Here is a 25,072-nt window from a genome sequence, read left to right as displayed (position 1 = left end):
CAGCCTCAGGCCGGGGGTGCCCCCGTCTCGCTTCGCTCGCACACGAAGATCGCCGTCCCCGGGATCAGGTTCCCGCGCAGCGGCGACCAGCCGCCCCACTCCGAGCTGTTCCAGGCCGGCCACTCCGGCTCGACCAGGTCCACCAGCCGGAACCCCGCCGCCACGACGTCCCGCACCCGGTCGCCGATCGTGCGGTGATGCTCGACGTAGACCGCGCCGCCCTCCTCGTCCTGTTCGACGTACGGCGTGCGGTCGAAGTAGGAGGCGGCGACGGACAGGCCCTCCGGGCCCGGCTCGTCGGGGAAGGCCCAGCGGATGGGATGGGTGACCGAGAAGACGAACCTTCCGCCCGGCCGCAGCACCCGCCGCACCTCGCGCAGCACCAGCACCGGGTCGGCGACGAACGGCAGCGCGCCGTACGCCGAGCACGCCAGGTCGAAGGAGGCGTCGGCGAAGGGGAGCGCGCCCGCGTCGGCGCACACCAGGGGGAACGCGCCCCCGATGCGCAACGCGTGCTGGAGCTGGCGGTGGGAGAGATCCAGGGCGACCGGGCGGGCACCCTGCGCGGCCAGCCAGCGCGAGCACTGCGCCGCGCCGGCGCCGATCTCCAGGACCTCCTTGCCCTTGAGGTCCTCCGGCGGACCGAGCAGCTCGGCCTCCACCTCGTCCAGACCCTCGGGACCCCACACGAAACGGTCGTCGCCGAGGAAGGTGCCGTGGTCGATCTGGTACTCGTCGGCGTTGCGGTCCCACCAGCCCCGATTGGCGCGGGAACTCTCGGCGACACCGGCCGTGCGCCGGGTGGCCTCCGGTTCGAAGGAGGCGTCAGGGGCGCCGGAGACATCGGTCGACGCGCCGGACGCGATCTCGGGCGATACGGGCTCTTGGATGATCGGCTCCCTCGTCGTACTCTTCCGTCACCTGAATGGCGCGGCCCCCCGCGGATGTGTCACACAAGGGGCTGCCCAAGGCCTGCGTGGCCTCAAGAGACAGGTTTTGTGCCGGGTATGGGGCGATCCGCCCCGGGTGTGCGGCTTCGCGCATTGACCCTGTCCGGCTGCCCCCGTATGCTACAAGTTGCGCTGCGGGCCTGCGCACCTCAGACGTAGCAGGCTGCGCTCGCATCTGTTGTATGTCCCCTCGGTTGTCGAGGCGCCATCACCTTCACCGGTGGGGCGCTTCCTTGGCTGTCCGGCTTCTTCAGAGCGATACGGGCTCCCGGCGTAGCAGTACCTACGACTTCAATGTCCGTACCGGAGCCCTTTCCCACATGACGAGCAGCACCGAGACCACCGCCACCACCCCGCAGGTTGCGGTCAACGACATCGGTAACGAGGAAGCCTTCCTCGCCGCTATCGACGAGACGATCAAGTACTTCAACGATGGCGACATCGTCGACGGCGTCATCGTCAAGGTTGACCGGGACGAGGTTCTCCTCGACATCGGTTACAAGACCGAAGGTGTCATCCCGAGCCGCGAGCTCTCGATCAAGCACGACGTCGACCCCAACGAGGTCGTCGCCGTCGGCGACGAGATCGAAGCCCTTGTTCTCCAGAAGGAGGATAAGGAAGGCCGCCTGATCCTCTCGAAGAAGCGCGCCCAGTACGAGCGTGCCTGGGGCACCATCGAGAAGATCAAGGAAGAGGACGGCATCGTCACCGGTACCGTCATCGAGGTCGTCAAGGGTGGTCTCATCCTCGACATCGGCCTCCGTGGCTTCCTCCCGGCCTCCCTGGTCGAGATGCGCCGCGTTCGCGACCTCCAGCCCTACGTGGGCAAGGAGCTCGAGGCCAAGATCATCGAGCTGGACAAGAACCGCAACAACGTGGTCCTGTCCCGCCGTGCCTGGCTGGAGCAGACGCAGTCCGAGGTCCGCCAGACGTTCCTCACCACTCTCCAGAAGGGTCAGGTCCGTTCCGGCGTCGTCTCCTCGATCGTCAACTTCGGTGCCTTCGTGGACCTGGGTGGCGTCGACGGTCTGGTCCACGTCTCCGAGCTTTCCTGGAAGCACATCGACCACCCGTCCGAGGTTGTCGAGGTCGGCCAGGAGGTCACCGTCGAGGTTCTCGACGTCGACATGGACCGCGAGCGTGTCTCCCTGTCGCTGAAGGCGACCCAGGAAGACCCGTGGCAGCAGTTCGCCCGCACCCACCAGATCGGCCAGGTCGTGCCCGGCAAGGTCACGAAGCTGGTTCCGTTCGGTGCGTTCGTCCGCGTGGACGAGGGCATCGAGGGTCTGGTCCACATCTCCGAGCTGGCCGAGCGCCACGTGGAGATCCCGGAGCAGGTCGTCCAGGTCAACGACGAGATCTTCGTCAAGGTCATCGACATCGACCTCGAGCGCCGTCGCATCAGCCTCTCGCTGAAGCAGGCCAACGAGGCCTTCGGTGCCGACCCGGCGACGGTCGAGTTCGACCCGACCCTGTACGGCATGGCCGCGTCGTACGACGACCAGGGCAACTACATCTACCCCGAGGGCTTCGACCCCGAGACCAACGACTGGCTCGAGGGCTTCGAGTCCCAGCGTGAGGTGTGGGAGAACCAGTACGCCGAGGCGCAGACCCGCTTCGAGCAGCACCAGCAGCAGGTCATCAAGAGCCGTGAGGCCGACGCCGCTGCCGCTGCCGAGGGTGGCGACACCGCGGGTGCGGCTCCGGCCGCGTCCGGTGGCGGCGGTTCGTACTCCTCCGAGGGTGCCGACAACAGCGGCGCGCTGGCCTCGGACGAGGCGCTTGCCGCGCTGCGCGAGAAGCTGGCCGGCGGCCAGAGCTGAACGCTGGCTCGCTGAGGCTTAGCAGTTGACTGAGGGGCCGTACCTTTCGAGGTGCGGCCCCTCAGGCGTTTCCGGTTGTTCTTCGGCCGCGGGTGGGTGGGGGCTTGTCGCGCAGTTCCCCGCGCCCCCACAAAGCGGGCGGCGTTACGCGTGCCGTTCTCATGATCTTGGGCTTCTCCTCGGGAATGACGCCGCCCGTAAGGGTGTTGTGACGTATGGACACGAGGAGGAGCGGTCACAGTGCTTGATCCGCAGGGTTTGTACGCATGGGAGCCGAAGGGGCTCGCCGTGGTCGACATGGCGCTCGCCCAGGAGTCGGCCGGTCTTGTCATGCTCTACCACTTCGACGGATACATCGACGCGGGTGAGACCGGCGACCAGATCGTCGACGGGCTCCTGGACTCGCTGCCGCACCAGGTCGTGGCCCGCTTCGACCACGACCGGCTGGTGGACTACCGCGCCCGCCGGCCACTGCTGACGTTCAAGCGCGACCGCTGGGCCGGATACGAGGTGCCCGCCCTGGAGGTGCGGCTCGTCCAGGACGCGACCGGAGCTCCCTTCCTGCTGCTGTCCGGGCCGGAGCCGGACGTGGAGTGGGAGCGCTTCGCCGCGGCCGTCAAGGAGATCGTCGAGCGGCTCGGGGTGCGCCTGTCGGTGAACTTCCACGGCATCCCCATGGGCGTCCCGCACACCCGCCCGGTCGGCCTCACCCCGCACGGCAACCGCACCGACCTCGTCCCGGGCCACACCAGCCCCTTCGAAGAGGCGCAGGTGCCCGGCAGCGCCGAGGCCCTCGTCGAGTACCGGCTGATGGAGGCCGGGCACGACGTCCTGGGCGTCGCCGCGCACGTCCCGCACTACATCGCCCGCTCCCCCTACCCGGACGCGGCCCTGACCGTTCTGGAGGCCGTCACCGCGGCGACCGGACTGGTGCTGCCCGGCATCGCGCACTCCCTGCGCACCGACGCCCACCGCACGCAGAACGAGATCGACCGCCAGATCCGCGAGGGCGACGAGGAGCTCACCAACCTCGTCGAGGGCCTTGAGCACCAGTACGACGCCGTCGCCGGCGCCGAGAGCCGCGGCAACATGCTCGCCGAGCCGGTGGACATCCCGTCGGCGGACGAGATCGGCCGGGAGTTCGAGCGGTTCCTGGCGGAGCGCGAAGGCGACGGCTGAGCGGCAGGGCCGGTCCTGCCCGAAGCGCTGTCAGTGGCAGGACCTAAGCTGTCGGTCATGCTGAAGGTGGGCCTGACCGGCGGCATCGGCGCCGGCAAGAGCGAGGTGTCACGGCTGCTCGTGGAGCACGGCGCCGTGTTGATCGACGCGGACCGGATCGCGCACGAGGTCGTCGCGCCCGGCACCCCTGGTCTCGCCGCGGTCGTGGAGGCGTTCGGCGAGGACGTGCTCGCGGACGACGGCAGTCTCGACCGGCCCCGACTGGGGTCGATCGTCTTCGCCGACCCCGAGCGGCTCGCCGTGCTGAATTCGATCGTGCACCCCCTCGTGGGCACCCGCTCCCGCGAGCTGGAGGAGGCCGCCGCCGAGGACGCCGTCGTAGTCCACGACGTCCCGCTCCTCACCGAGAACGCCCTCGCGCCGCTGTACGACGTCGTGGTCGTCGTCGACGCCAGCCCCGAGACCCAGCTCGACCGGCTGGTCTCCCTGCGCGGCATGACCGAACAGGACGCCCGCGCGCGTATGGCCGCGCAGGCGACACGGGAGAGACGCCTGGAGATCGCGGACATCGTCATCGACAACGACGTGGCCCTGGAGGAGCTTCAGCGGCGCGTGAAGGACGTATGGGACGAGCTCGTGCGGCGGGCCCGCGGGGCGCGGGCGGACCGGTAGTCCCGTTCGCCCCAGGAATAGCCGTGTTCCGTTCGCGCGTTTAATCCTCCCAGTGAGGGAAGGACTCTGCCGTGCCCGAGACCAGCGGTTCGACCGGACGTACTCCGGAGACGCATGTCATCGACTTCCGCGCCGCCGAGCAGCTGCTCGCCGCGCGGGACCCGCGGGGTGCGGTGAAGCTGCTCGACGGGGTCATCGCGGTGCACCCGGAGAACACCGCGGCCCGGCTGCTGCGCGCGCGTGCATTCTTCGCCGCCGCGCAACTGCGGCCCGCCGAGCTGGAGTTCACCATCGTCCTGGAACGCGAACCGGACAACGCGTTCGCGCACTTCGCACTCGCCCGCACCTACGAGCGCCAGGGTCGGCCCGACCAGGCGAAGCGTCACTTCCGGCTGGCGGCCGCGCTCGACCCGAACCCGCGGTATCTGAAGGCGGCACGGTTCGACGCGTGAGCGGCGGGCGGGGTGGCCGGTCTTCGGCGCACCTAAGGGCGGCGGTCCTCCGGCGGCGGCCGGGGAGGACGGTAGTCGGTCGGTGGCCCCTGCGGGCGGTAGGGGCGGTTCTCGGGCGGGAAGTACGGCGGCACGTCGTGGCCCGGCTGGTAGTGCGGACCCTGGCGGATGTGCCTGAGCACCATGGCCAGGTCGATCGTGATCACCACCCACAGCACCCCGCAGGCCATCGCCCAGCCGGGGCGCCCGGCGAGTGCGAACGCCGCGGTCCCGAAGATCGCCCAGACCACGCCCCACACGCACAGCCAGAAACGGACCCGCAGCGCACTGCGCGCCGTCGTCGGCTCACTGCCCGTACGCATCCACCTCACCGCTCCTCCTTGAAACGTACTCCTCGTTCTCCTCGCAGGGGGCCCTGTGCTGCCGGACACCGATGAACTGGCCGAGGTGCTGCTCGATCTCGCCGTACCCCACGAGGACGTCAACGACCTCGTGCGGATGGGCCGGCGGGTGACGGACGACCCGGAGCTGCGGCCGTTCCTGGAACGGTCCGTGGACGAGCTGGTCCGGGGGATGGGGGAGGTCGGTGGCCCGGTCGACCTGCCCGACCTCGACTGGGCCTCGGGCGCCCTGCAGCGCTGCTTCCCCGTCTACGTGTTCGTCGCGGCGCTGCCGTACGCCCGCGCCTACCACCGTGACCGCGGCATCCCGGCCGATGTCTCCCGGCGCACCCTCGCCGACCTCGGCCGGAACATGGCCGTGCACCGCAGACGGCACGGCCGGGCGGGTCTGCAGGCCCCGTGGTGGCTCATCCATCACTTCCGCGGCGAGCTGTACCAGCTGGGCCGGTTGCAGTTCGAGCGGGCGCGGCTCGGGCAGCGTGCCGGGACCAGACTCGCGGCGGCCGGGCTCGACGTCGGCCCGGACTCGCCCTGCCTCAATGTGCATATACCGGACTTCCAGGGGCCGTTGTCCCCGCCCGCCGTCGAGCGGTCCCTGTCGCTCGCCCGGGAGTTCTTCCCGCGGCACTTCCCGCGGGAGCGGTACCGCGTGGCGACCTGCCACTCCTGGCTATTGGACCCACAGCTCAGGAAGTACCTCCCCGAGGACTCCAACATCGTCCGCTTTCAGGAGCGTTTCCGCGTCAGCGTCGAGGACCGGGAGGCGGCCGACACCGAGCCGGTCCAATTCGTTTTCGGCGACCCGGAGTTGCCGATCGAGAGCCTGCCGCGGCGAACGGCCGTGGAGCGGGCCGTCGGGGACCATCTGCGGGCGGGCGGACACTGGTACGTGGGGCACGGGTGGCTGCCGTTCGACGCGGACGGGACGCCGCCGTTCGACGGGGACGGGTGAAATTCCGTTCGTACGGCGATGAGTTCGGGAGCGAGTGCCGGTCTACCTCTGTGACAGCACCACGGACCGCCGAACACAGGAGACCCCCATGTCCGAGACCACCGCCTCCGTCACCACCGCCGCCTCCGCCACCTCCGGCACGGTCATCGCCGAGTCCGCGACCCCGCGTGGTCGCCGCGCCCGTATCGCCCTGCGCGCTCTGCAGATCGTGCTCGCCCTGTTCTACGGGATCGCCAGCGCCCTGCCCAAGCTGATCGCGCACCCGTCGGCCACCGAGGGCTTCGACGAGCTCGGCTGGGGGAGCGCGGGGATGTACACCATCGGGGCGCTCGAACTGGCCGGTGCCATCGCGCTGTTGGTCCCGGTGCTCCAGTCGGTGGCGGCGATGGCGCTGAGCGCGCTGATGGTCGGCGCGTTCGTCGTGACGATCACCGCCTTCGGCGGGGAGAACGCGGCGACACCCCTCATCCTGATCGTGCCGCTCGCCCTGATCGCGTGGGCACGGCGGAGCTCGAACGCGGATCTGCTGCGGCTGGTGCGACGACGCGCGTGAGCCGACGACCCATGAGCCGACGACGGCGTCCGTCGATGGCGTCCGGCAGGCCGAGAAGGCCGAGCCGGACGCCATCGACGCATGTCAGCCCTGGTGCGGTCGCCCCGCGCCGCCGCCCATGAGGCCGCGCAGGCGTTCCAGCTCCCGCCGGTCCCGCTTGGTCGGGCGGCCCGTGCCACGGTCGCGGATGCCGGCCGGGGCGACCGCCTCGCGCGGGGGCGGAGGGGGCGAGTTGTCGACAAAGCACTGAACCGCCACGGGGGCGCCCACCCGCTTGCGGATGAGCCGCTTGACGATGACGATCCGCTCCCGGTTCTCCTGCCGCAGCCGTACCTCGTCGCCGATGCGCAGGGCGTGGGAGGGCTTCACGTTCTGGCCGTTCACGCGCACATGCCCGCCCTTGCAGGCGGTGGCGCCCATGGAGCGGGTCTTCACCAGGCGTACGGCCCAGATCCAGCTGTCGACCCGCACGGACTCGCCGTTCTGCGGACCGGCGGCCTCGGCGGCGGCCACGGCGGCGGCGATCTTCGGGTCGACGGCCTGCTCGGCCTTCGCCTCGTCCGGCTGCCCCGGTGCCTCGGCCGCGTCCGCGCCGTCGCCCCTCGCCTCGTCATCCTCGGAAGCCATGCCTCGACCTTAGTCCCCGTACGGATCCGGCAGGGCCGTACGGTGGAGGCGTGGACGCCCTCGACGATCTCGACCTGCGGATCTCGGGCTGCCGGGCCTGCCCGCGGCTGGTCGGCTGGCGTGAGGAGGTGGCCCGCGTCAAGCGCGCCGCCTTCGCCGACCAGGCGTACTGGGGCCGCCCGGTGCCCGGCTTCGGTCCGCCGGACGCCCGGCTGCTGATCGTCGGGCTCGCCCCGGCTGCCCACGGCGGCAATCGCACCGGCCGGATGTTCACCGGGGACCGCTCCGGTGACGTGCTCTATCAGGCGCTGTACGACGTGGGCCTCGCCTCGCAGCCGACGTCTGCCGCCGTCGACGACGGCCTGGAGCTGTACGGCGTCCGCGTCACGTCCCCGGTGCACTGCGCTCCGCCCGCCAACAAGCCCACCCCCGGCGAGCGGGAGACCTGCCGGCCCTGGCTCGTGCAGGAGCTGCGGCTGCTGCGGCCCACACTGCGGGCGGTCGTCGTACTGGGTGCCTTCGGCTGGCAGGCGACCCTGCCGGCGCTGGCGGAGGCGGGGTGGCGGGTGCCCAGGCCGCGGCCGGTGTTCGCCCATGGGGCGCGGGTCGCGCTGGACGGGGCGGGAGGGAGCGCGCTGGAGCTCTTCGGGTGTTTCCACGTCAGCCAGCGCAACACCTTCACCGGCCGGCTCACACCGGCGATGCTGCGGGAGGTGCTCGGTGCGGCGGCCGGGGCGGCCTCGCTCAGCGAGGTTCCCCGCCTTCGCCGAAGAGGTGCCGGACCGTAGAGCGGTAGTTGGCCTGCACATGGCTGAGGGTGTGGGCGCGGGCGCGCTCGGGGTCGCCGGAGGCGATCGCCTCGTACAGGTCCTTGTGTTCCTCGAGGAGTTGGGGCCACTCCTCGTTCTGCCGGGTGAGCCAGCGCAGGCGGCCGTCGACCGGTTCCATGACCGAGGTCAGCAGGCTGTTGCCGGCCATGGCCAGGATCCTGTTGTGGAACCGGGTGTTGACGTCGGTGATCTTCTCGGCGTCCCCCGCCTCGGTGGCGCTCGCGGCGCCGCGCAGCAGCTCCCGCAGCTCCGCCAGATCCTCCTGCGTGGCCCGTGATGCCGCGAGTCCGGCCGCGTACACCTCCAACGCCTCGCGCAGCTCGAAGAGTTCCTTGACGTCGGCGGGGGTCAGCCGGCGTACGACCGTGCGGCGGGGTGTCTCGAAGTGGACGAACCCCTCGGCGACCAGCGAGCGGATCGCCTCGCGGACCGGTACCCGGGAGACCTCGAAGCGGTCGGCCAGCTCACGCTCGACCAGGCGATCGCCCGGACGCAGGCGGCCCGCGATGATGTCCTGCCGCAGCGTGGCGAGGACACGCTCGCGGATCGCTCCGAGCGGTTCGATCTTCGTCATGGGGCCATCTTCGCCGACTCCGGGCGTGATTTACGGAGCGTTAACAGCAGCGATATCCGTCCGAACGGTTGACGGGAGGACCATGAGGGCAGTTTGGTATACCAAACGCGTTGCCAAGTGACCGGAAAATAGCCAAGCGACCGGAAAGCAGCCCTCCTCCGTCCCCTCCCTCCTGGAGGCCCCGTGTCCCTCGCCGACCGTGCCGAAGTCACCGGCACACCAGCGTTCGTCCCCGATGCCCGGCTCACCAACGAAGACCTCGCGCCCGCCGGCAAGCGCAACTGGAAGGTCTTCGACCTCTTCGCCCTGTGGATGTCCGACGTTCACAACCTCGGCAACTACACGTTCGCGGCCGGCCTGCTGGTCCTCGGCATGAACGTGTGGCAGGTCTTCACCTCGCTGCTCGTCGGCTTCGTGCTCATCTACGTCGGCATGAACTGGATGGGGAAGATCGGGCAGCGCCACGGCGTCCCGTTCCCGGTCGTCAGCCGCATCAGCTTCGGCGTCTGGGGCGCCAACATCCCGGCGCTGATCAGGGCCGTGATCGCCATCATGTGGTACGGCATCCAGACGTATCTGGCCTCGGTCGCGGTGAATGTGATGCTGCTCGCCGCGTGGCCCGGCCTGGAGTCCTGGACGCACAGCTCCTTCCTGGGCCTGCACGCGCTCGGCTGGGTCTCCTTCCTCTCCCTCTGGCTCATCCAGGCGTTGATCATCAGCCGGGGCATGGAGTCGGTGCGGAAGTTCCAGGACTTCTGCGGTCCGGCGATCTGGGTGGTGATGATCGCGCTGGCGGTCTGGGTCCTCGCCAAGGCCGGCTGGACGATCTCGCTCACGTCCACCCCGCACCCGGTGTCCGTCGGCGAGCAGTGGCGGCAGTGGTTCGGCGCGATCGGCCTGATCCTCGCCACGTACGGCACGCTGATGCTCAACTTCTGCGACTTCTCGCGCTTCGCGCCCGACTACCGGACGGTCCGCAAGGGCAACTTCTGGGGGCTGCCCATCAACTCGACGGCATTCGTGGTCGTCTCGGTGATCGTCACGGCCGGTTCGCTGGAGGTGTTCGGCGAGGCCATCACGGACCCGGCCGAGCTGGTGGCGAAGGTCGGCAACACCTGGGTCCTGGTCCTCGCGGCCCTGACCTTCGCCATCGCCACCATGGGCGTCAACATCGTCGCCAACTTCGTCTCACCGGCGTACGACCTGGCCAACGTCTGGCCGCAGAAGATCACCTTCAAGGTCGGCGGCATGATCAGCACGGTCGCGGCGCTGGCCGTGACGCCGTGGAACCTCTTCTCGAACCCGACGGTCGTCAACTACTTCCTGGGCGGTCTCGGCGCCTTCCTGGGCCCGCTGTTCGGCGTGATCATGGTCGACTACTACCTGGTGAAGCACGGCCGGGTGGATGTGAACGAGCTGTTCTCGGCCGAGCCGGGTTCGCGCTACTACTACCGCAAGGGCGTCAATCCCAGGGCGCTGTGGGCGTTCCTGCCGGCGGCGGGTGTCGCGGCGGTGCTGGCGCTGGTGAAGGCGTTCAGCGATGTGGCGCCGTACTCGTGGTTCATCGGTACGGCGATGGCGGCGGGGCTGTATCTGGTGCTGTGCCGCGATGAGCGGGCCGCCGGGTCTGTGGCGCGGGAGGTCTGAAGGACGTGCGGATCGTCGTCACCAACTGCAACACCACGCAGGAGATGACCGAGGAGATCGTGCGAGGTGCCCGGGCCGCCGCAGGCCCGGGCACCACCGTGCTCGGGCTGACCCCCGGGTGGGGCCCCGAGTCGGCGGAGGGCTGGCTCGACAGCTACCTCTCGGCGGCGGCGGTGATGGACGCGCTGCGGACGTACGAGGGTCCCGCGTACGACGCGGTCGTCATGGCCGGCTTCGGGGAGCACGGGAGGGAGGGCGTCCGGGAACTGGTGGACGTGCCGGTCGTCGACATCACGGAGGCGGCGGGGCATCTGGCCTGCCTGCTCGGGCGGCGCTACGGGGTGGTGACCACCCTGGAGCGGTCCTGCGGGCAGATCGAGGACAGCCTGGAGACGGCCGGGGTGGGCCGCAACTGTGTCGCGGTGGTCGGCACCGGACTGGGGGTGCTGGAACTGGAGGACGGCGAACGCACGGAGTCCGCCTTTCTGGCTGCCGCCGAACGGGCCCGGGACGCGGGTGCGGAGGTCCTGGTGCTGGGGTGTGCCGGGATGACCGGGCTGCAGCGGGTCGTGGGGGAGAAGCTGGGGGTGCCGGTGGTCGACGGGGTGGGGGCCGCCGTGAAACTCGCCGAGTCGCTGGTGGGGTTGGGGTTGAGGACGAGTCGGGCCGGAGGGTACGCGCGGCCGTTGCCGAAGCGGCGGGGGTGGGGGCGGACGCGGGAGTGATCTCAGGGGTGAACGGGATGCCAGACGTAGCGCACGTCCGGCTCCCGCTCCTCGTTCCCGCTGCCGTCCGTGGACTCGACGGCGACGAAACCGTGTCTCTCGTAGAAGCGGTGGGCGGGCCCGTTGACCTGGAAGGTCCACAGGCTCAGCCCGTCCGGGCGGCGCCGTTTGGCGAGGTCGACGAACCGGTCGCCGATACCGCGCCCGCGCCAGTCGGGGTCGAGATAGAGCTGGGAGAGCAGATCGCCGTCGAGCACCATGAGCCCGACGAGCCGATCGGCGGCCTCGGCCACCCAGGTCTCCCGCAGCAGCACCACGACCTCCCGGAAGTACGTCCGCACCTCGTCGTCGGAGCGCGGCCGGACGACGGTCGGCAATGCGGCGGCGAAGGACCGCAGCCAGACGTCGGCGACGGCTCCGGCGTCGGTGGGCAGGGCGCGGCGGAGGGCGACGGCGGTCATGACCGCGTTCCCTCTCCCGACCGCTCGGGAACGACGGCCGTGGCCGTGATCTCCACCAACTGCCCCGTGTATCCGAGGCAGGCCACCCCGAGCAGCGTCGACGAATGAGGGCCGACACTCAGCCCCGACGCCTCGACGACCTCCCATACGGCCGACAGCACGGCGGTGTCACTGCTCACGACGTACACCTCGGTGGACAGCACATGCGCCAAGTCGCTCCCGACCGCACCGAGTTGCACCTCCAGATTGGCGATCACCTGCTCGGCCTGCCGTACGGGATCGCCTTCGCCGACGACCTTCCCGTCGCCGTCGAGCGGCACGGAACCGGCGAGAAAGGCGAGCTTCGTACCGGCCTCGACGACGGAGGCGTGGGAGTAGGTGGGGGGAGGGAAGAGGGCGGGGGAGGTGACGCGTCGGATCACGGCGGCTCCTGACAGGTGTGGGCCCGGCGAGGGCGGGCACGCTCGCGCGGCGTACAACTCGCCGATCATGCGCGCCCGTACGGCTGCACGCATCCGAATTTCCGACGCTCGTCCCGGGAGCTCTCCTACGCGCTCAGCCACTTCCGGTACCGTCCCGTCGAGGAGTAAGGAGGGCGACGAGATCAGGTACCGAGATGACGCGGGTCGCGGCCGCATTCTGAAGAAGCCGGCCGTGGCTGGCAGTGCGACGCCGGCCGCGACTGCGGCTCCTGACGAAGCGCCGAGCTGGTTGTCGCGTGCAAGCCGGGCATGCGGTGCCGGCCGCGCAGCATGATTGCGTTCATAAAGAACGTGGCGTTTCCAGGCATCGTCACATCCCCGAAACCCGAACGTTCCGTCCTCACCGAGTCCCACCCCTACCGTGGACACCACCGGCCGCACCCTTACGGCCACCCACCGCCCGGCCACCGTCGCCCGAAGGCGCGTACCCCGCCCTCGCCCCGACTGGAGCCCTGTGTCCCGGCCCGCACGTCCGCATCTCGCCCTTCCACCCTGGCTCGCCCACGCCCTGCGCACCCAGCGCGGACCCGTTCCCTGGAGTGCGGTCACGCGGGGGGCGTTGGCCGCCGGGCCCCTGCTTCTCGTCGCGGTTCTCGCCGGGCGGGTCTCCCTCGGCGTCGTCGCCGCCATCGCCGCCATGCTCGCCGGGATCAACGACCGCCCCGGCAGCCGACGTGTCTCCGTCCAGCGCATCGGGATGCCCGCGCTGGCGGGTGCGGTGGGGGTGCTCGGCGGGACGTATGCCGGGGATCACCTCGCGGCGGTGGCGCTCACCCTTGTGCTCACCGGGCTCGGGCTTCTCGCCGGAAGCGTCAGTGCGGTCGGGCCCGTCGCCTCCGCCGCCGGTACGCAGGTGCTCGTGGCCGCTGCCATCGGGGCCGGGATGCCGTTGCCCGAGAGCGGGTGGGAGCGGGCCGTCGCCTATGTCGTCGGGGCCGTCTGGTTGCTCTCGCTGCGGCTGGTGCTGCCCACGCCGGGATCGCTCGTCGGTGACTTCCGGTTCGACGGGGAGCGGGACGCGGTGGCGGGCGTGTACGACGCCGTCGCCGCGTTGCTCGACGCCGTCGGGAGCGGCCGCGCCACCGCCCGCCGCGTCGCGCTCACCGCCGCCCTCGACCATGCGCAGGACGCCCTCACCGGACCCCGGCTGCGGCGGTACTCCTCCTCGTTCGCCGAGCGACGGCTGCACGCGCAGTACGCCGCCGCCCTGCCGCTCGCCGAGGCCGCCACCGCGCTCGCCTGGACCGGGGAACCGGTGCCGACGCGGGCCTCCGAAGGACCCCGGCGCCTCGCCGCCGCCGTCCGCGACAACACCCACACCGGCCCCCTTCCCGCGCCCTCCCGCTCCGCGCCCGCCCTGCGCGCCCTCGACGACGCCCTGCTGCACGCCGCCGAGGCCTTCGACCAGGGCAAGGAGAACAGGGACCTGCACACCCGGCGTCGTACGGTGAAGGACCTGGTCCGGTCCGTGTTCGGGGCCGGCGGCCGGGAGTACGGGCTGCGCGTCGCCCTCTGCTTCGGAGCCAGCGCCGGGATCGCCCAGGCCCTGCACCACGCCCAGTGGTACGGGCAGCACCAGCACTGGTACTGGCTCCCGGCCACCGCCGTCTTCCTCGTCAAGCCCGACCTGGGGCCGCTCGTGTCCCGGGTGTTGTGCCGGGCCGCGGGCACCGTGCTGGGTGCCCTGCTCTTCGCCGGGTTCGCCGCCGTGCTGCCCCGGCCCGAGGGGCTCATCGCGCTCGTGGCGCTCAGCGGCGCCCTGATTCCCGTGGCCACTCGGCACTTCGCCGCCCAGACCGCCGTCGTGACCGTGCTGGTGCTCGCCCTGGTCATGGTGGGCGGCGAGCCGCAGGCCTCCGTCAGCCGGATCGGGGAGACGTTGCTCGCGTGCGCGATCGTGCTCGTCGTGGGGCATCTGCCGATGCCGGGGCAGCGGGGCGGGGGCGTGCGGGCGCGACTCGGGGCGGCCGGGCGGGCCGCGTACGCCTACCTCGCTCACGTCCTGCGTGAATCCGACCCCCGCGACACCGCTCCCGGCCCCGACCCCCGCGCCCACCGCTGGACCCTCCGCCGCGAGGCCTACCGCGCGCTGGCCGAGGCACGTACCGCCATCGCCCTCGCCGCCGCCGAACTGCCCGCGCTCGCCCGGCACACGGAAGGCGCGGACGAGGTCGTCCACACCCTCGAAAGGCTCGTCGACGCCACGACCGCCTGTGCCGTGCACCTCGACGACTCGGGCCGGCTCACGCCCCGGCACACCGCCCAGCTGACCGAGCTGCTGGACGAACTCGCGCAGGAACGCGTCCGGGTCGGGCTACGGATCCCCGAGGCCCCCGAGGTGCGCCTCGCGGGCTGACGCCGGCACCGTGGCCCGTACGCTCACAGCCCGCTCCCGGCCACATCTCTCAACTGCCGATGCGCACCCAGACCGGCGCATGGTCCGACCCCGCCTCGCCGCGACGTTCCTGCGGATCCGCCCCGACCGACGGCAACCGCGGAGCACCGGCGCCCGGCACCCCCGTCCCCGCCGCCGTCACCCGGTGGATCAGACGGTGGCCGCACAGGACGTGGTCGATCAGCTCACGCCGCCCGGAGTTGACGCGCGAGAAGCGCTGTTCGGCGGGGATCAGCGGGGCCACGTTCCACAGGCGGCCCGCGTCGCCCCTGTCCTTCACCTTGAAGCCGGGCGTGCCGACCTCCGAGCCGGGCGGGCCCAGCAGGATCTGCGTGGTCGCCGCCTGCACCTCGTCGTTCAGATCGCCCACGACCGCCACGTCATGGGCTCGTCCGTCACCCGCCAGCAGTACGTCCGCCAGCGCGCGCAGTGCCGTCGCCTCGGCCGCCCGCCGGTAGAGCGCATACGCCCCGTACCGCGCCCGTTCGCCTTCGTCACGCGGCTGGAAGCGGTCGCCGGGGTACGACAGCAGCTTGGACTTGAGGTGGGCCACCGCCACCCGCATCGGCCCGGTCCCCGCGGCCGGTTCCGTCTCCACCGCGAGGAAGCCCCGGCCCGACTCCGACGTCGTCCCGCCCTCGTCGTCCGTCTGCACGGGGCGCAGCTTCGGCGGGAAGGCGTTCGTGTCGTGCAGGACCCGCAGCTCCGTACGGCTGAGGAAACCGACCCTGATGCCCCGTCCGTCCGGGTGTTCGGAGAGCGCGATGTGCCAGCCCGCGCCCAGCATCCCGGCCAGGTCCCGCAGGGCCTCCGGGTCACCGACCTCCTGCACGCCGAGCAGGGCCGGGTCCAGACCGGTGACGACCGCGGCCAGCGCCGCGAGCTTCGTCTCGTACGCCGCCTTGTCCTTGGGGCCGAACTCGCCGCCGGGCCGGTAGAGGTTCTCCAGGTTCCAGGTGCCGAGGAGCATGCCGGGCTCCTTCCAGAAGCCGTGGGCCTTGAGGCCCGTCGAGCGGGCCGGGGTGCGCCCGCCGAGCCGGCCGTGCCGCGGCCGCCGGGCGGGCGGTGAGGCCAGCGTGCCCGTGCGGCAGGGCCGGGCGACAGACCCGTGACCGGATGCGCGGTTCACCTCACGCGCCCCGACGACCGCGTCGTACGTTGGCGTGATGACGCCTTCTCCCGCAGAAGCTCCCGCCGACCTCATCATCACCGGATGCACCGTCCTCGTGCACGACGATCAAGAGCGGATCGGATTCCAGGAGAACGCCGGGATCGTCGTACGCGGTGGGGTCGTCGAGTCCGTCACGGCCGCCGACGCGGTGCGCGGGCGGGACGCCGTCGAGCGGATCGACGCCGCCGGACAGGTCGCCCTGCCCGGCCTCGTCAACTGCCACACCCACGCCCCGATGGTCGCGCTGCGCGGGGTCGCCGAGGACCTGCCCCTCGAGGAGTGGTTCAACGACGTCGTGTGGCCCATCGAATCCAACCTCGCCGAGAAGGACGTGGAGTTGGGGGCGCGGCTCGCCTGTGCCGAGATGATCCGTGGTGGTGTGACCTGTTTCGCCGACCACTACTTCTCGATGGACGCCGTCGCCGCCGTCGTCGAGGAGTGCGGGATCCGGGCGCATCTGGGGGAGGCCTTCTTCTCCTCCCAGGGGGAGCGAGGTCGGGAGCGGTCACTGGAGTTCGCGCTACGGCACCGAGGCGGCGCCGGCGGCCGTATCACCACCACCCTCGCCCCGCACGCCCCCTACACGGTCGACGACACCGACCTCGCCGCCACCGCCGAACTCGCCCGCGACCACGCCCTGCCCGTCCACCTCCACGCCGCCGAGAACCGCGACCAGGCCGAGACCGGCCTAGCCCGCCACGGTGTCACCCCCATCGAGGTCCTGCGGCGCACCGGAATCCTCGACACCGACGTCCTCATCGCTCACGGCACGGGAATCCTGGACCGCGATCTGCCCCTGCTCCAGAACGCCACGGGCCGCGTCGCCGTCGCCACCGCCCCCCGCGGCTACCTCAAGTTCGCCTGGCCCACCACCACACCGGTACGCGCCCTGCACGACATCGGCATCCCCGTCGGCCTCGCCACGGACGGCGCCGCCTCCAACAACTCCCTCGACGTATGGGAGGCGATGACCCTCACCGCCCTCATCCAGAAGTCGGCCACCGGCGACCCCCGCTGGCTGACGTCCCGTCAAGCCCTGCACCACGCCACCCTCCAGAGCGCCCGCGCGGTCGGACTCGGGGAGACGGTCGGCAGCATCGCACCCGGCCGCCGCGCCGACCTCGTCCTGGTCGACCTCACCGGCCCGCACACCCAGCCCGTGCACGACCTCGCCGCCACCCTCGTGCACAGCGCCCGCTCCTCCGATGTGCGCACGACCATCGTGGACGGACGGGTCCTGATGCGTGACCGGGAGCTGCTGACCATCGATGTGCCCGCCGTCGTACGGGAGTTGGGGGAGCGACTGCCCGCGCTCCTGGACCGCGGGCACGGCAGGCGGATCCAGGAGTACGACGCATAGGCTCATCCGTATGGATCTCGCCGACGGCCTCATCGACCACCCGTACGACGTCTACCGGAGCCTGCGCGAAGCCGCCCCCGTCCACCGGATCGCCGGTCCGGACGGCAGCCCCGCCTGGCTCGTCACCCGGTACGACGACGTCCGTGCGGCCCTCGCCGATCCGCGGCTCTCCCTCGACAAGAGGAACGCCTCGCCCGGGAGTTACCGCGGCCTCGCCCTGCCGCCCGCCCTCGACGCCAACCTCCTCAACATGGACCCGCCGGACCACGCCCGCATCCGCCGTCTGGTCGGCCGCGCCTTCACCCCACGCCGTGTCGAACAACTCCGTGACCCCGTACGGCGCAGCGCCGACCGTCTCCTCGACGCCCTCGGCCCGCACGGCACCACCGACCTGATCGCCTCCTACGCCGCGCCCCTGCCCATCACCGTCATCTGCGACCTCCTCGGCGTCCCGCACGAGCACCGACGGGACTTCCGGGACTGGACCGACGCCCTCGTCGCCCCCGACCCTTCGCGACCGCAGGCCGCGAAGGAGGCGGTCGGCGCGATGCTCGGGTTCTTCACCCGGCTCCTCGCCGACAAGCGGACGCAGCCTGCCGACGACCTGCTCTCCGACCTGATCGCGGTCCGCGACGAGGGCGACCGGCTGAGCGAGGACGAGCTGATGTCCCTCGCCTTCCTCATCCTGTTCGCCGGGTACGAGAACACCGTGCAGCTCATCGGGAACGCGGTGCTGGCCCTGCTGCGGCACCCCGACCAGCTCGCCGCGCTGCGCGAGGACCCCGCACGAATGGCGGCCGTCGTGGCGGAGTTCAGCCGCTACGAGGGGCCCGCGCTGCTCGCCATCCGCCGCTTCCCCACCGAGGACGTCACCCTCGGCGGCGTCACCGTCCCGGCCGGCGAGACCGTCCTGCTGTCCCTGGCCGCGGCCAACCGTGACCCCGCCCGCTTCCCCGACCCCGACCGCCTCGACCTCGCCCGCGACGCCTCCGGCCACCTGGCCCTCGGCCATGGCATCCACTACTGCCTGGGCGCACCGCTGGCCCGCGCCGAGACCGAGATCGCCCTGGCCGCCCTGCTGGAACGGTTCCCCGAACTCGCCCTCGCGGACGAGGACGTGCGGTGGCGCCGCTCGCTGCGCGCTCGTGGCCTGGCGGCGCTGCCGGTGTCGTACGCCGAGAAAATCTCCTGAGAATTCTCCGCGCCGGCGATGAGTTCCGCCCCTGCCGCCGGTCACCACCCGGAACGGACCGTCGCACAGGAGGGGCGCTCATGTCGCTTCCGGAGATCGTCTCGCGCGCGCAGTGGCGTGCGGCACGCGAGGAACTGCTGGTCAAGGAGAAGGCGGCCACGCGCGCGCGTGACGTGCTCAACGCCGAGCGGCGCAGACTGCCCATGGTCGAGGTCGAGGAGGAGTACGTCTTCGAGGGCGGCGACGGCAAGGCCACCCTGCTCGACCTCTTCGAAGGGCGGCACCAACTCGTCGTCTACCACTTCATGTTCGCCCCCGAATGGGAGGCCGGCTGCCGCAGCTGCTCGGGATTCCTGGACCAGATCGGGCATCCGGCCCATCTGAAGGCACGCGGCACGACTCTTGCCGCCGTCTCCCGGGCGCCGTTCACGCGGATTCTGCCGTTCAAGGCACGGATGGGTTGGACGGTGCCCTGGTATTCCTCGTACGGCACCGAGTTCAACCTCGACTTCGAGGTGACCCTGGAGCACGAGGGCGAGCTGGTGGAACGGCCCGGGATCAGCTGCTTCCTGCGGGACCGGGACCGCGTCTTCCACACCTATTCGACCTACGAGCGGGGCCTGGACGGGCTGGGTTCGACCACCGGCTTCCTGGACCTCACGGCGCTGGGCCGGCAGGAGGAGTGGGAGCAGCCGAAGGGGCGCGCGTCGGCTCTCGGGGCGCCCGCGGGCAGTGAGCGCATCAGGTATCACGACGAGTATGAGGAGTGACACGAGGCGTCACGCTTGATCATCGAGTGTGAGCGAACGCTCACACATCGCGGTGAACGAGTGTCAACTACGTCTCAGTCCCGTCACTGAGCGAGGCTTTTCCTCTCCGCCAGGCGTTAACTCCTACAAGTACGACGCTTATCGGAGGTCAGGATGGTGAACGGGCGAACAGTGCTCGAACGCTTTCCCGCGGGCGGGCCGCGAGGATCGTGGCCGGCGGAGGAGTTCGCACACGCGCGGCGCATGGAGGGGCTGGCCGCCGAGGTCGTGATGGACCTCGCGACGGACGCGTTCCTGGTGATCGTCCGCAGCGACGTCGCGATCGACGCCGCCGCGTGAGCCCTCGGTGCGGGCGGGCCGGTCAGCCCGCCTTCGGTGCGGGCACCCGTGCCGTGAACTGCTCGGCCTGGAGCGAGTACAGCTCGGCGTAGACGCCGCCGGTGGCCAGTAGTTCGTCCGGTGAGCCGGACTCCACGAGCCTGCCCTGGTCCAGGACGTGCACCAGGTCGGCGTGCCGGACCGACGCCAGCCGGTGAGTGATCAGGACGACGGTCTGGCCGGTGGAGGCCAGCGCGCGGATCTTCTCGAAGACCTCCAGCTCCGCCCGTGCGTCCAGAGCCGCCGTCGGCTCGTCCACGATGAGGATCCGGCCGCGCCGGTAGGCGGCCCGTGCGATCCCCAGTCGCTGCCACTGACCGCCGGACAGCTCGTGCCCGCCGTTGAACTGACGGGCCAGCAGGGTGTCCAGGCCGTGCGGCAGATCGGCCACCACCTCCTCGGCCCCGGCCTCGGCGACCGAGCTGGCCAGGCGTTCCTCGGTGAGCGGCGCGGAGGAGCGGCCCACGGCCACGTTGACCCTGGCCGTGAACGGCCAGCGCTTGAAGTCCTGGGCCACCATCGCGATGCGCTCGGCGAGTTGATGCCGGTCGGCGCCGGCCGCGTCGACGTCGTCCCACAGGATGCGGCCCCGGTCCGGGGTGTACAGCCCGGCGAGCAGCTTGACCAGGGTCGTCTTGCCGGAGCCGTTCTCGCCGACCAGCGCGACGATCCGGCCGAGGGGGAGGGTGAGCGTGACGTCGTCGAGGGCGGGGCGGGCGGATTCGCCGGGGTAGGAGAAGGTGACGTTCTCGAAGCGGATCTCCTGGGGGTCGTCGGGCAGTTGGGCTCCCCCGACCGGGATCGCCCGTTCGGCCGCCTCGACGTACAGCCGCTGGAGATCGCCGACGAACAGGGCCTCCTCGTGGAGCGCGTTGACCTCCAGGACGAGTGTGTCGAGGCTGGCGGAACCGGTGCGGATCGCGATGACGGCCGTACCCGCCACCGACAGTGCCATGGCGCCGGCGAGCAGCAGTCCGCCGAGCGTCGCGTACGTCGCCACGGTCGCGAGCCCCGTCCAGGCCGCCGCGATCAGCCCGGTGCGCGCCGCCAGCCGGGCCAGCCGGGCCTGCTCCGCCTCCGCCGTCTCCGACATCGCCCGGTAGTGGCGCAGCAGGAAGGGGCCCACACCGTGCACCCGGATCTCGGGCGCTGCGGCCGGCTCGGTCAGCAGCCCGCTGATCAGATGGCCGGCCCGGGCGTGCTGCACCCAGGTGTGGAAGGACTCGTAGCGCCGCCGGGCGTTGGTCAGGGCGCTCCAGGCGCTGGGCAGCGTCATGGTGGCGAGCAGGGGGAGCAGGGCGGGGTGCAGCACGGTGAGCACACCGGCCGCGGCGATCAGCGAGATGCCCGCGTTCACCACGCGGGCGCTGTACGAGATCATGCGCCGGGCGGACGCGGCGCCGTACTGCGCGGTGTCCAGCAGCTTGTGGAAGGCGTGATCCTCGATCGCGGCGAGCTCCACGGCGGCGGCCCGCTCCAGATACAGCTCGGTCGCCACGCGCTCCACCTTGGGTTCCAGGCGTCCGGTGGCATACGTGGACGCGGCCCGCAGCAGCGTGGAGACGACCATCACGGCGGCCATGGCGACAAGCGCCGGCACGGCACCCCGTAACCGCTCCGCCAGCTCCCCGCCCTGGATCAGCCGCCCCAGCACACTGTTGACGGCGAGCAGCCCGACCGCCTGCGCCAGCCCGCGGCTCACCTCGGCCGCCAGCACGGTCCGCGCGGCCCGCCGGTCGGCCTGCCAGGCGAGCCGGAAGCTCGACCCCAGCAGGGACGGCAACCGCGTCACCATGGCCCGGAAGCTCAGTTCCAGAAAAGCGTCCCGGTGCTGGTTCCACCCCATGTCGTACCGCAGGGGACCCCCGAACAGCAGCCGCTCCGACTCCGAGACCCGCGCTTCACCGGCATCGCGTTTCTTCCTCACCCTGCACCCTCCCCCGACGGCCGCTCGTGACGGAGGGCCACTATGGCGGGGTGGGAGCGTCAGGGGGAGGGCGTGAGTGGGGGCGGGGGGTGCGCGCGGGCGTACGCCTTGAACGGGCGGCGGACCTCACGCGGTGACGCGTGGCGACCCCCTACGCGCTGATGTGCTTGGTCCAGGTCGGCGTGGTGCCCATGACCCGGCACAGCGCCAGATACAGCGGAATCGGCGGAGTGTAGGGCACCGTCCCCGCCGGCCGATGGATCAGCCGCGGAGCCTCCGGAACGACCGCCCCCGTCACATACCGCGCCGACGCCGGCCACTCCAGTGCGTAGTCGGAGTCGGACGGGACGATCCACCACCAGTGCGCGTCGTCGGCGTACACGCACCCCACGCGCGGCAGCCGCGGCAGGATCAGCGGACCGAAGCGGGCGGGAACCGCCACCGCGTCGCAGCCCAGGGGAATCGTCATCCCCTCCGGAACGGGCAGGAGGCGCGGGGCGGCCGATGTGCGCATGCCGCGGCGAAGGCGGACCAGCGTGTCCAGGCTCAGCACCTGACCGCCGCCGGACGCGCCGCTCACAGCCATGCGGATCCCATCCCCCTGTCGTGCCGGGCCTGTGTCTCGTCCTCGTCGCCACCGCAGGGCGGACCGGGCTTGGGCCGCGAGCCCCAGCCGAGGTCGTTGTACGGTCCGGTGCCGGTGCCGGGCACGTCACCGAAGCCGGCCCTGCGTGGCAGATCGGCCCAGACCACCAGTCCGGACCCGTGCTCCTGGGCACCCCAGGCATGACAGAGGGCGTCGATGAGGAGCAGTCCCCTCCCCTGCTCGTCCTCGGGGCGCGCGGGCGTCGGATGCGGCTCACCCGGCGCGCAGCCCTCGTCACGCACGGCTATTCGCACCAGTTCGGCGCCGTCGTGCAGCTCGCAGACGATGTGTTCGCTGGCGGTGTGCACGATCACGTTGGTGACCAGCTCGGACACGACCAGAGCGGCCGTGTCGCAGGTGTCCTCGCACACCGCCCACCCGTTCAGTCTCGCCCGGGTCAGACGTCTGGCCTGCGCGGGAGAACCCGGATGAGCGGCCAGTTCGAACCGGAACCGGCGCTCGGCCGGGGCGCCCCGCTGGGGGCCGACTCCCGTGCCGGCACCGAGGTCGTGGGGGACCGCGGTGGCGTCTGTTCCTAAGGGCGGGGACGGAATCACGCTTGCCACTATCGCCCCGCCGTGAACACTTGGCAAGTGTCACTCTGAAAAATGCAGAGTGCTGTGTGACTCTCTGGAAGGCCGTGGCACACTGCTCGCAACAGCATGTCGAACGGCGCCAGTTGGGATCACCGAAGATCCGCCACGATCTTCGAATAGGTCTTCGAATGGCGCCGTCGGCCTGTCAGCGTTCGGTTGGTCCGCGGGAGTTGCGACCGTCTGTCAATATTCAGTCGGTCTGCAGGGATACGGAATATGGGATACGTATTCGTTCGGTTGTGTAGGTGTTCATTCGTGGAGGTGGGGCGTGAGCGAGCCGCGGTCCGCGCCGACGGTCGGCCAGGTCGTCCTGGGCCGGCGCCTGCTGGACCTGCGCGAACGCGCAGGGCTCAAGCGTGAGGAGGCCGCCCGCGTCCTCCGCGTCGCCCCCGCCACGGTCCGTCGTATGGAGATGGCCGAGGTCGGGCTCAAGATCCCGTATCTCCAACTGCTCCTGAAGGCCTACGGCGTCTCCGAGGACGAGGCCGAGGGTTTCGTGCAGCTGGCCGAGGACGCCAACAAGCCCGGCTGGTGGCAGCGGTTCCACGACATCCTGCCCGGCTGGTTCTCGATGTACGTCAGCCTGGAGGGCGCGGCCGCCCTCATCCGGTCGTACGAACCCCACTTCGTGCCCGGTCTGTTGCAGACCGAGGACTACGCGCGCGGAGTGCTGAGGTCGGGCGCCATCGGCCAGACCAGCCCCGACGACATCGAGCGGCATGTGGCCCTGCGCCTGCAACGCCAGCAATTGCTCACCCGTGAGGACGCGCCCCGGCTATGGGTCGTGATGGACGAGACCGTGCTGCGCCGCCCGGTGGGCGGCCCGGAGGTGATGCGCGCCCAGATCGACAGACTCCTCCAGGCCACGAAGCTGCCCAATGTGACGCTGCAGGTGGCCCCGTTCGCGAACGGGCCGCACCCCGGCACGTACGGGCCCTTCGTGCTGTTCCGATTTGCCATGTCAGAACTGCCGGACATGGTCTACAGCGAGTACCTGACCGGCGCCGTCTACCTCGACGCGCGCCCCGAGGTGGCGACCCATCTCGAGGTCATGGACCGCATGGCGGCGCAGGCCGCTACGGCACATCGCACGAAGGAGATCCTGCGGGATCTCCGCAAGGAGCTGTGAATGGATCGCATCAAGCCGCGCATACACGTCTACAACGGCATGCCCGCGCGGGACTTGGGCAGCGAGGGCTGGCACAAGCCGTGGAGCGGCGGCAACGGCGGCAACTGTCTGGAGGCGATGAAGCTCGCCGACGGCCGGATCGCCGTCCGCCAGTCGACGGACCCCGACGGGCCGGCGCTGATCTACACCACGGACGAGATGACGGCGTTCATCGAGGGCGCCAAGGCGGGGGAGGCGGACTTCCTCCTTTCCTGAGCCACGTGAGTCACCTGCCTGTCTCTCGCGCAACTGCCTTGATTTGGTGCTTAGTTGATAATCAATTGCGTCTCAACCGTCTTAAGCGTCTCAACCGTCCTACGGAGTGCCTCATGACCGGGATCGACACCAGCAAGCCGCACCCCGCGCGGATGTACGACTGGTATCTCGGCGGGAAGGACAACTACCCCGTCGACGAGGCCATGGGCAAGCAGATGCTCGCCCTCGACCCGCGCGTCCCGGTGATGGCGCGGGTCAACCGCGCGTTCATGCACCGCGCCACCAGCTGGCTCGCCCGCCAGGGCGTACGGCAGTTCCTGGACATCGGCACCGGTATCCCCACCGAGCCGAACCTCCACCAGATCGCCCAGCGGATCGCCCCCGACGCGCGCGTCGTCTACTGCGACAACGACCCCATCGTGCTGGCCCACGCGGCGGCCCTGCTGCGCGGCACGGACGAGGGTGCGACCGAGTATCTGCAGGCCGATGTGCGCGACCCCGACGCCATCCTCGGGGGAGCCAGGAAGATCCTGGACTTCGGCCGCCCGGTGGCCCTTTCCCTGGTCGCGCTGCTGCACTTCGTCCCCGACGAGGACGGCGCGCACGAACTGGTCGGCCGGCTGCTGTCCGAACTCCCCTCCGGCAGCCATCTGGTGATCACTCACGCGAGCGCCGACTTCACCCCCGAGGAGTCGAAGGCGGCGACCGAGAAGCTCAAGGCGGCCGGCGTCACCCTGGCCCTGCGCTCCCGCGAGGAGTTCGCCCGCTTCTTCGACGGCCTCGAACTCGTCGAGCCCGGCGTCCAGGTGCCCCACCAGTGGCACCCCGAACTGGGCGAGCCCGTACCCGGACAGGACGACGGGGTCATCCCCGGGTACGGGGCGGTGGGGCGCAAGCCGTGACCAGGCCCAGGCCGTAACCAGTG

General features: G+C 71.0%; 27 protein-coding genes. 17 read left to right on the top strand and 10 right to left on the bottom strand.

The window, feature by feature from the left end; translation table 11 throughout:
• Window positions 1–5 precede the first annotated feature (5 nt).
• On the bottom strand, window positions 6–866 hold the full coding sequence (locus tag ACFQ6S_RS30470; protein ID WP_383417258.1) for a class I SAM-dependent methyltransferase: 861 nt from the start codon (window positions 864–866) through the stop codon (window positions 6–8).
• A gap of 404 nt (window positions 867–1,270) precedes the next feature.
• Here ACFQ6S_RS30470 and rpsA point away from each other — a divergent pair, with 404 nt between their 5' ends.
• From rpsA to ACFQ6S_RS30450, 4 genes are all read left to right on the top strand, one after another.
• A complete protein-coding gene (gene rpsA / locus ACFQ6S_RS30465; protein WP_383416676.1) occupies window positions 1,271–2,773 on the top strand; it encodes a 30S ribosomal protein S1 in 1,503 nt (500 codons plus the stop codon).
• A 240-nt stretch (window positions 2,774–3,013) separates the two neighbouring features.
• Window positions 3,014–3,952: a PAC2 family protein gene (locus ACFQ6S_RS30460; protein WP_383416673.1), complete on the top strand. Its 939-nt coding sequence runs from the start codon at window positions 3,014–3,016 to the stop codon at window positions 3,950–3,952.
• A 57-nt stretch (window positions 3,953–4,009) separates the two neighbouring features.
• Window positions 4,010–4,624: a dephospho-CoA kinase gene (coaE, locus tag ACFQ6S_RS30455; RefSeq protein ID WP_383416670.1), complete on the top strand. Its 615-nt coding sequence runs from the start codon at window positions 4,010–4,012 to the stop codon at window positions 4,622–4,624.
• Window positions 4,625–4,695: 71 nt separating this feature from the next.
• A complete protein-coding gene (locus ACFQ6S_RS30450) occupies window positions 4,696–5,076 on the top strand; it encodes a tetratricopeptide repeat protein (protein ID WP_383416668.1) in 381 nt (126 codons plus the stop codon).
• A 32-nt stretch (window positions 5,077–5,108) separates the two neighbouring features.
• Here ACFQ6S_RS30450 and ACFQ6S_RS30445 read toward each other — a convergent pair whose 3' ends face one another.
• On the bottom strand, window positions 5,109–5,438 hold the full coding sequence (locus ACFQ6S_RS30445; RefSeq protein WP_383416665.1) for a DUF6343 family protein: 330 nt from the start codon (window positions 5,436–5,438) through the stop codon (window positions 5,109–5,111).
• A 55-nt stretch (window positions 5,439–5,493) separates the two neighbouring features.
• Here ACFQ6S_RS30445 and ACFQ6S_RS30440 point away from each other — a divergent pair, with 55 nt between their 5' ends.
• Together ACFQ6S_RS30440 and ACFQ6S_RS30435 are read left to right on the top strand one after the other, a co-directional pair.
• Complete coding sequence (locus ACFQ6S_RS30440; RefSeq protein WP_383416662.1) at window positions 5,494–6,429, top strand: acyltransferase domain-containing protein; 936 nt, start codon at window positions 5,494–5,496, stop codon at window positions 6,427–6,429.
• Between the two features lie 88 nt (window positions 6,430–6,517).
• Window positions 6,518–6,982 (top strand): DoxX family protein, encoded by a 465-nt coding sequence (locus ACFQ6S_RS30435; RefSeq protein ID WP_383416659.1) that lies wholly within the window; start codon window positions 6,518–6,520, stop codon window positions 6,980–6,982.
• Between the two features lie 84 nt (window positions 6,983–7,066).
• Here ACFQ6S_RS30435 and ACFQ6S_RS30430 read toward each other — a convergent pair whose 3' ends face one another.
• Window positions 7,067–7,609: an RNA-binding S4 domain-containing protein gene (locus ACFQ6S_RS30430; RefSeq protein ID WP_383416656.1), complete on the bottom strand. Its 543-nt coding sequence runs from the start codon at window positions 7,607–7,609 to the stop codon at window positions 7,067–7,069.
• A 50-nt stretch (window positions 7,610–7,659) separates the two neighbouring features.
• On the opposite strand from ACFQ6S_RS30430, the gene ACFQ6S_RS30425 reads away from it, so the two are divergent.
• Entirely contained in the window at window positions 7,660–8,397 is a 738-nt protein-coding gene (locus ACFQ6S_RS30425) for a uracil-DNA glycosylase (RefSeq protein WP_383416653.1), read from the top strand.
• Here ACFQ6S_RS30425 and ACFQ6S_RS30420 read toward each other — a convergent pair.
• Entirely contained in the window at window positions 8,354–9,013 is a 660-nt protein-coding gene (locus tag ACFQ6S_RS30420; protein ID WP_383416650.1) for a GntR family transcriptional regulator, read from the bottom strand. The two genes, ACFQ6S_RS30425 and ACFQ6S_RS30420, sit on opposite strands and share 44 nt — an antisense overlap.
• A gap of 183 nt (window positions 9,014–9,196) precedes the next feature.
• On the opposite strand from ACFQ6S_RS30420, the gene ACFQ6S_RS30415 reads away from it, so the two are divergent.
• Entirely contained in the window at window positions 9,197–10,660 is a 1,464-nt protein-coding gene (locus ACFQ6S_RS30415) for an NCS1 family nucleobase:cation symporter-1 (RefSeq protein WP_383416647.1), read from the top strand.
• Window positions 10,661–10,665: 5 nt separating this feature from the next.
• Window positions 10,666–11,385 carry an aspartate/glutamate racemase family protein gene (locus ACFQ6S_RS30410; protein ID WP_383416642.1) on the top strand — a complete coding sequence of 240 codons (720 nt, stop codon included), beginning with the start codon at window positions 10,666–10,668 and terminating at the stop codon, window positions 11,383–11,385.
• A gap of 2 nt (window positions 11,386–11,387) precedes the next feature.
• Here the strand turns inward: ACFQ6S_RS30410 and ACFQ6S_RS30405 are convergent, their stop codons facing one another.
• Window positions 11,388–11,846, bottom strand: a complete 459-nt coding sequence (locus tag ACFQ6S_RS30405; protein ID WP_383416640.1) for a GNAT family N-acetyltransferase — start codon at window positions 11,844–11,846, stop codon at window positions 11,388–11,390.
• Complete coding sequence (locus tag ACFQ6S_RS30400; RefSeq protein ID WP_383416637.1) at window positions 11,843–12,268, bottom strand: RidA family protein; 426 nt, start codon at window positions 12,266–12,268, stop codon at window positions 11,843–11,845. The genes ACFQ6S_RS30405 and ACFQ6S_RS30400 overlap by 4 nt, the downstream gene beginning before the upstream one ends.
• 514 nt (window positions 12,269–12,782) lie before the next feature.
• Between ACFQ6S_RS30400 and ACFQ6S_RS30395 the strand changes: the two genes are divergently transcribed.
• Entirely contained in the window at window positions 12,783–14,684 is a 1,902-nt protein-coding gene (locus ACFQ6S_RS30395; RefSeq protein WP_383416634.1) for an FUSC family protein, read from the top strand.
• A 49-nt stretch (window positions 14,685–14,733) separates the two neighbouring features.
• Here the strand turns inward: ACFQ6S_RS30395 and ACFQ6S_RS30390 are convergent, their stop codons facing one another.
• Window positions 14,734–15,693 (bottom strand): endonuclease/exonuclease/phosphatase family protein, encoded by a 960-nt coding sequence (locus tag ACFQ6S_RS30390; RefSeq protein WP_383417256.1) that lies wholly within the window; start codon window positions 15,691–15,693, stop codon window positions 14,734–14,736.
• A gap of 196 nt (window positions 15,694–15,889) precedes the next feature.
• On the opposite strand from ACFQ6S_RS30390, the gene ACFQ6S_RS30385 reads away from it, so the two are divergent.
• The 4 genes from ACFQ6S_RS30385 to ACFQ6S_RS30370 all read left to right on the top strand — a co-directional run bounded on the left by ACFQ6S_RS30385 (window position 15,890) and on the right by ACFQ6S_RS30370 (window position 19,555).
• Window positions 15,890–17,254 carry an amidohydrolase gene (locus ACFQ6S_RS30385; protein ID WP_383416631.1) on the top strand — a complete coding sequence of 455 codons (1,365 nt, stop codon included), beginning with the start codon at window positions 15,890–15,892 and terminating at the stop codon, window positions 17,252–17,254.
• Window positions 17,255–17,264: 10 nt separating this feature from the next.
• Window positions 17,265–18,446, top strand: coding sequence for a cytochrome P450 (locus ACFQ6S_RS30380; protein ID WP_383416628.1), 1,182 nt, complete (start codon window positions 17,265–17,267; stop codon window positions 18,444–18,446).
• A gap of 80 nt (window positions 18,447–18,526) precedes the next feature.
• A complete protein-coding gene (locus ACFQ6S_RS30375) occupies window positions 18,527–19,216 on the top strand; it encodes a DUF899 domain-containing protein (RefSeq protein WP_383416625.1) in 690 nt (229 codons plus the stop codon).
• A 153-nt stretch (window positions 19,217–19,369) separates the two neighbouring features.
• Window positions 19,370–19,555, top strand: a complete 186-nt coding sequence (locus ACFQ6S_RS30370) for a hypothetical protein (protein WP_383416622.1) — start codon at window positions 19,370–19,372, stop codon at window positions 19,553–19,555.
• Between the two features lie 22 nt (window positions 19,556–19,577).
• Here the strand turns inward: ACFQ6S_RS30370 and ACFQ6S_RS30365 are convergent, their stop codons facing one another.
• The 3 genes from ACFQ6S_RS30365 to ACFQ6S_RS30355 all read right to left on the bottom strand — a co-directional run bounded on the left by ACFQ6S_RS30365 (window position 19,578) and on the right by ACFQ6S_RS30355 (window position 22,733).
• Window positions 19,578–21,440, bottom strand: coding sequence for an ABC transporter ATP-binding protein (locus ACFQ6S_RS30365; RefSeq protein ID WP_383417253.1), 1,863 nt, complete (start codon window positions 21,438–21,440; stop codon window positions 19,578–19,580).
• Window positions 21,441–21,672: 232 nt separating this feature from the next.
• Window positions 21,673–22,107: a hypothetical protein gene (locus tag ACFQ6S_RS30360; RefSeq protein ID WP_383416619.1), complete on the bottom strand. Its 435-nt coding sequence runs from the start codon at window positions 22,105–22,107 to the stop codon at window positions 21,673–21,675.
• Window positions 22,098–22,733, bottom strand: coding sequence for an ATP-binding protein (locus ACFQ6S_RS30355; protein WP_383416616.1), 636 nt, complete (start codon window positions 22,731–22,733; stop codon window positions 22,098–22,100). The genes ACFQ6S_RS30360 and ACFQ6S_RS30355 overlap by 10 nt, the downstream gene beginning before the upstream one ends.
• A gap of 298 nt (window positions 22,734–23,031) precedes the next feature.
• Here ACFQ6S_RS30355 and ACFQ6S_RS30350 point away from each other — a divergent pair, with 298 nt between their 5' ends.
• The 3 genes from ACFQ6S_RS30350 to ACFQ6S_RS30340 all read left to right on the top strand — a co-directional run bounded on the left by ACFQ6S_RS30350 (window position 23,032) and on the right by ACFQ6S_RS30340 (window position 25,049).
• A complete protein-coding gene (locus ACFQ6S_RS30350; protein ID WP_383416613.1) occupies window positions 23,032–23,892 on the top strand; it encodes a helix-turn-helix transcriptional regulator in 861 nt (286 codons plus the stop codon).
• On the top strand, window positions 23,893–24,147 hold the full coding sequence (locus ACFQ6S_RS30345) for a DUF397 domain-containing protein (RefSeq protein WP_062703874.1): 255 nt from the start codon (window positions 23,893–23,895) through the stop codon (window positions 24,145–24,147). It begins immediately after the preceding gene.
• Between the two features lie 113 nt (window positions 24,148–24,260).
• The gene (locus tag ACFQ6S_RS30340) at window positions 24,261–25,049 is read left to right on the top strand and encodes an SAM-dependent methyltransferase (RefSeq protein ID WP_383416609.1); all 789 of its coding nucleotides are present in this window, start codon (window positions 24,261–24,263) and stop codon (window positions 25,047–25,049) included.
• Window positions 25,050–25,072: the final 23 nt, after the last annotated feature.

Source organism: Streptomyces sp. NPDC056479, assembly GCF_042795335.1.
GTDB lineage: Bacteria > Actinomycetota > Actinomycetes > Streptomycetales > Streptomycetaceae > Streptomyces.
This window is presented reverse-complemented; position numbering and strand designations above follow the sequence as displayed.

What these genes read in the sequence shown, in the direction of transcription:
- rpsA (WP_383416676.1), top strand. Translation starts at nt 1,271, where the DNA reads ATGACGAGCAGCACCGAGACCACCGCCACCACCCCGCAGGTTGCGGTC.
- coaE (WP_383416670.1), top strand. Translation starts at nt 4,010, where the DNA reads ATGCTGAAGGTGGGCCTGACCGGCGGCATCGGCGCCGGCAAGAGCGAG.
- ACFQ6S_RS30445 (WP_383416665.1), bottom strand. Translation starts at nt 5,438, where the DNA reads ATGCGTACGGGCAGTGAGCCGACGACGGCGCGCAGTGCGCTGCGGGTC.
- ACFQ6S_RS30435 (WP_383416659.1), top strand. Translation starts at nt 6,518, where the DNA reads ATGTCCGAGACCACCGCCTCCGTCACCACCGCCGCCTCCGCCACCTCC.
- ACFQ6S_RS30430 (WP_383416656.1), bottom strand. Translation starts at nt 7,609, where the DNA reads ATGGCTTCCGAGGATGACGAGGCGAGGGGCGACGGCGCGGACGCGGCC.
- ACFQ6S_RS30420 (WP_383416650.1), bottom strand. Translation starts at nt 9,013, where the DNA reads ATGACGAAGATCGAACCGCTCGGAGCGATCCGCGAGCGTGTCCTCGCC.
- ACFQ6S_RS30405 (WP_383416640.1), bottom strand. Translation starts at nt 11,846, where the DNA reads ATGACCGCCGTCGCCCTCCGCCGCGCCCTGCCCACCGACGCCGGAGCC.
- ACFQ6S_RS30390 (WP_383417256.1), bottom strand. Translation starts at nt 15,693, where the DNA reads ATGCTCCTCGGCACCTGGAACCTGGAGAACCTCTACCGGCCCGGCGGC.
- ACFQ6S_RS30385 (WP_383416631.1), top strand. Translation starts at nt 15,890, where the DNA reads ATGACGCCTTCTCCCGCAGAAGCTCCCGCCGACCTCATCATCACCGGA.
- ACFQ6S_RS30380 (WP_383416628.1), top strand. Translation starts at nt 17,265, where the DNA reads ATGGATCTCGCCGACGGCCTCATCGACCACCCGTACGACGTCTACCGG.
- ACFQ6S_RS30375 (WP_383416625.1), top strand. Translation starts at nt 18,527, where the DNA reads ATGTCGCTTCCGGAGATCGTCTCGCGCGCGCAGTGGCGTGCGGCACGC.
- ACFQ6S_RS30370 (WP_383416622.1), top strand. Translation starts at nt 19,370, where the DNA reads ATGGTGAACGGGCGAACAGTGCTCGAACGCTTTCCCGCGGGCGGGCCG.
- ACFQ6S_RS30365 (WP_383417253.1), bottom strand. Translation starts at nt 21,440, where the DNA reads ATGGGGTGGAACCAGCACCGGGACGCTTTTCTGGAACTGAGCTTCCGG.
- ACFQ6S_RS30360 (WP_383416619.1), bottom strand. Translation starts at nt 22,107, where the DNA reads ATGGCTGTGAGCGGCGCGTCCGGCGGCGGTCAGGTGCTGAGCCTGGAC.
- ACFQ6S_RS30345 (WP_062703874.1), top strand. Translation starts at nt 23,893, where the DNA reads ATGGATCGCATCAAGCCGCGCATACACGTCTACAACGGCATGCCCGCG.
- ACFQ6S_RS30340 (WP_383416609.1), top strand. Translation starts at nt 24,261, where the DNA reads ATGACCGGGATCGACACCAGCAAGCCGCACCCCGCGCGGATGTACGAC.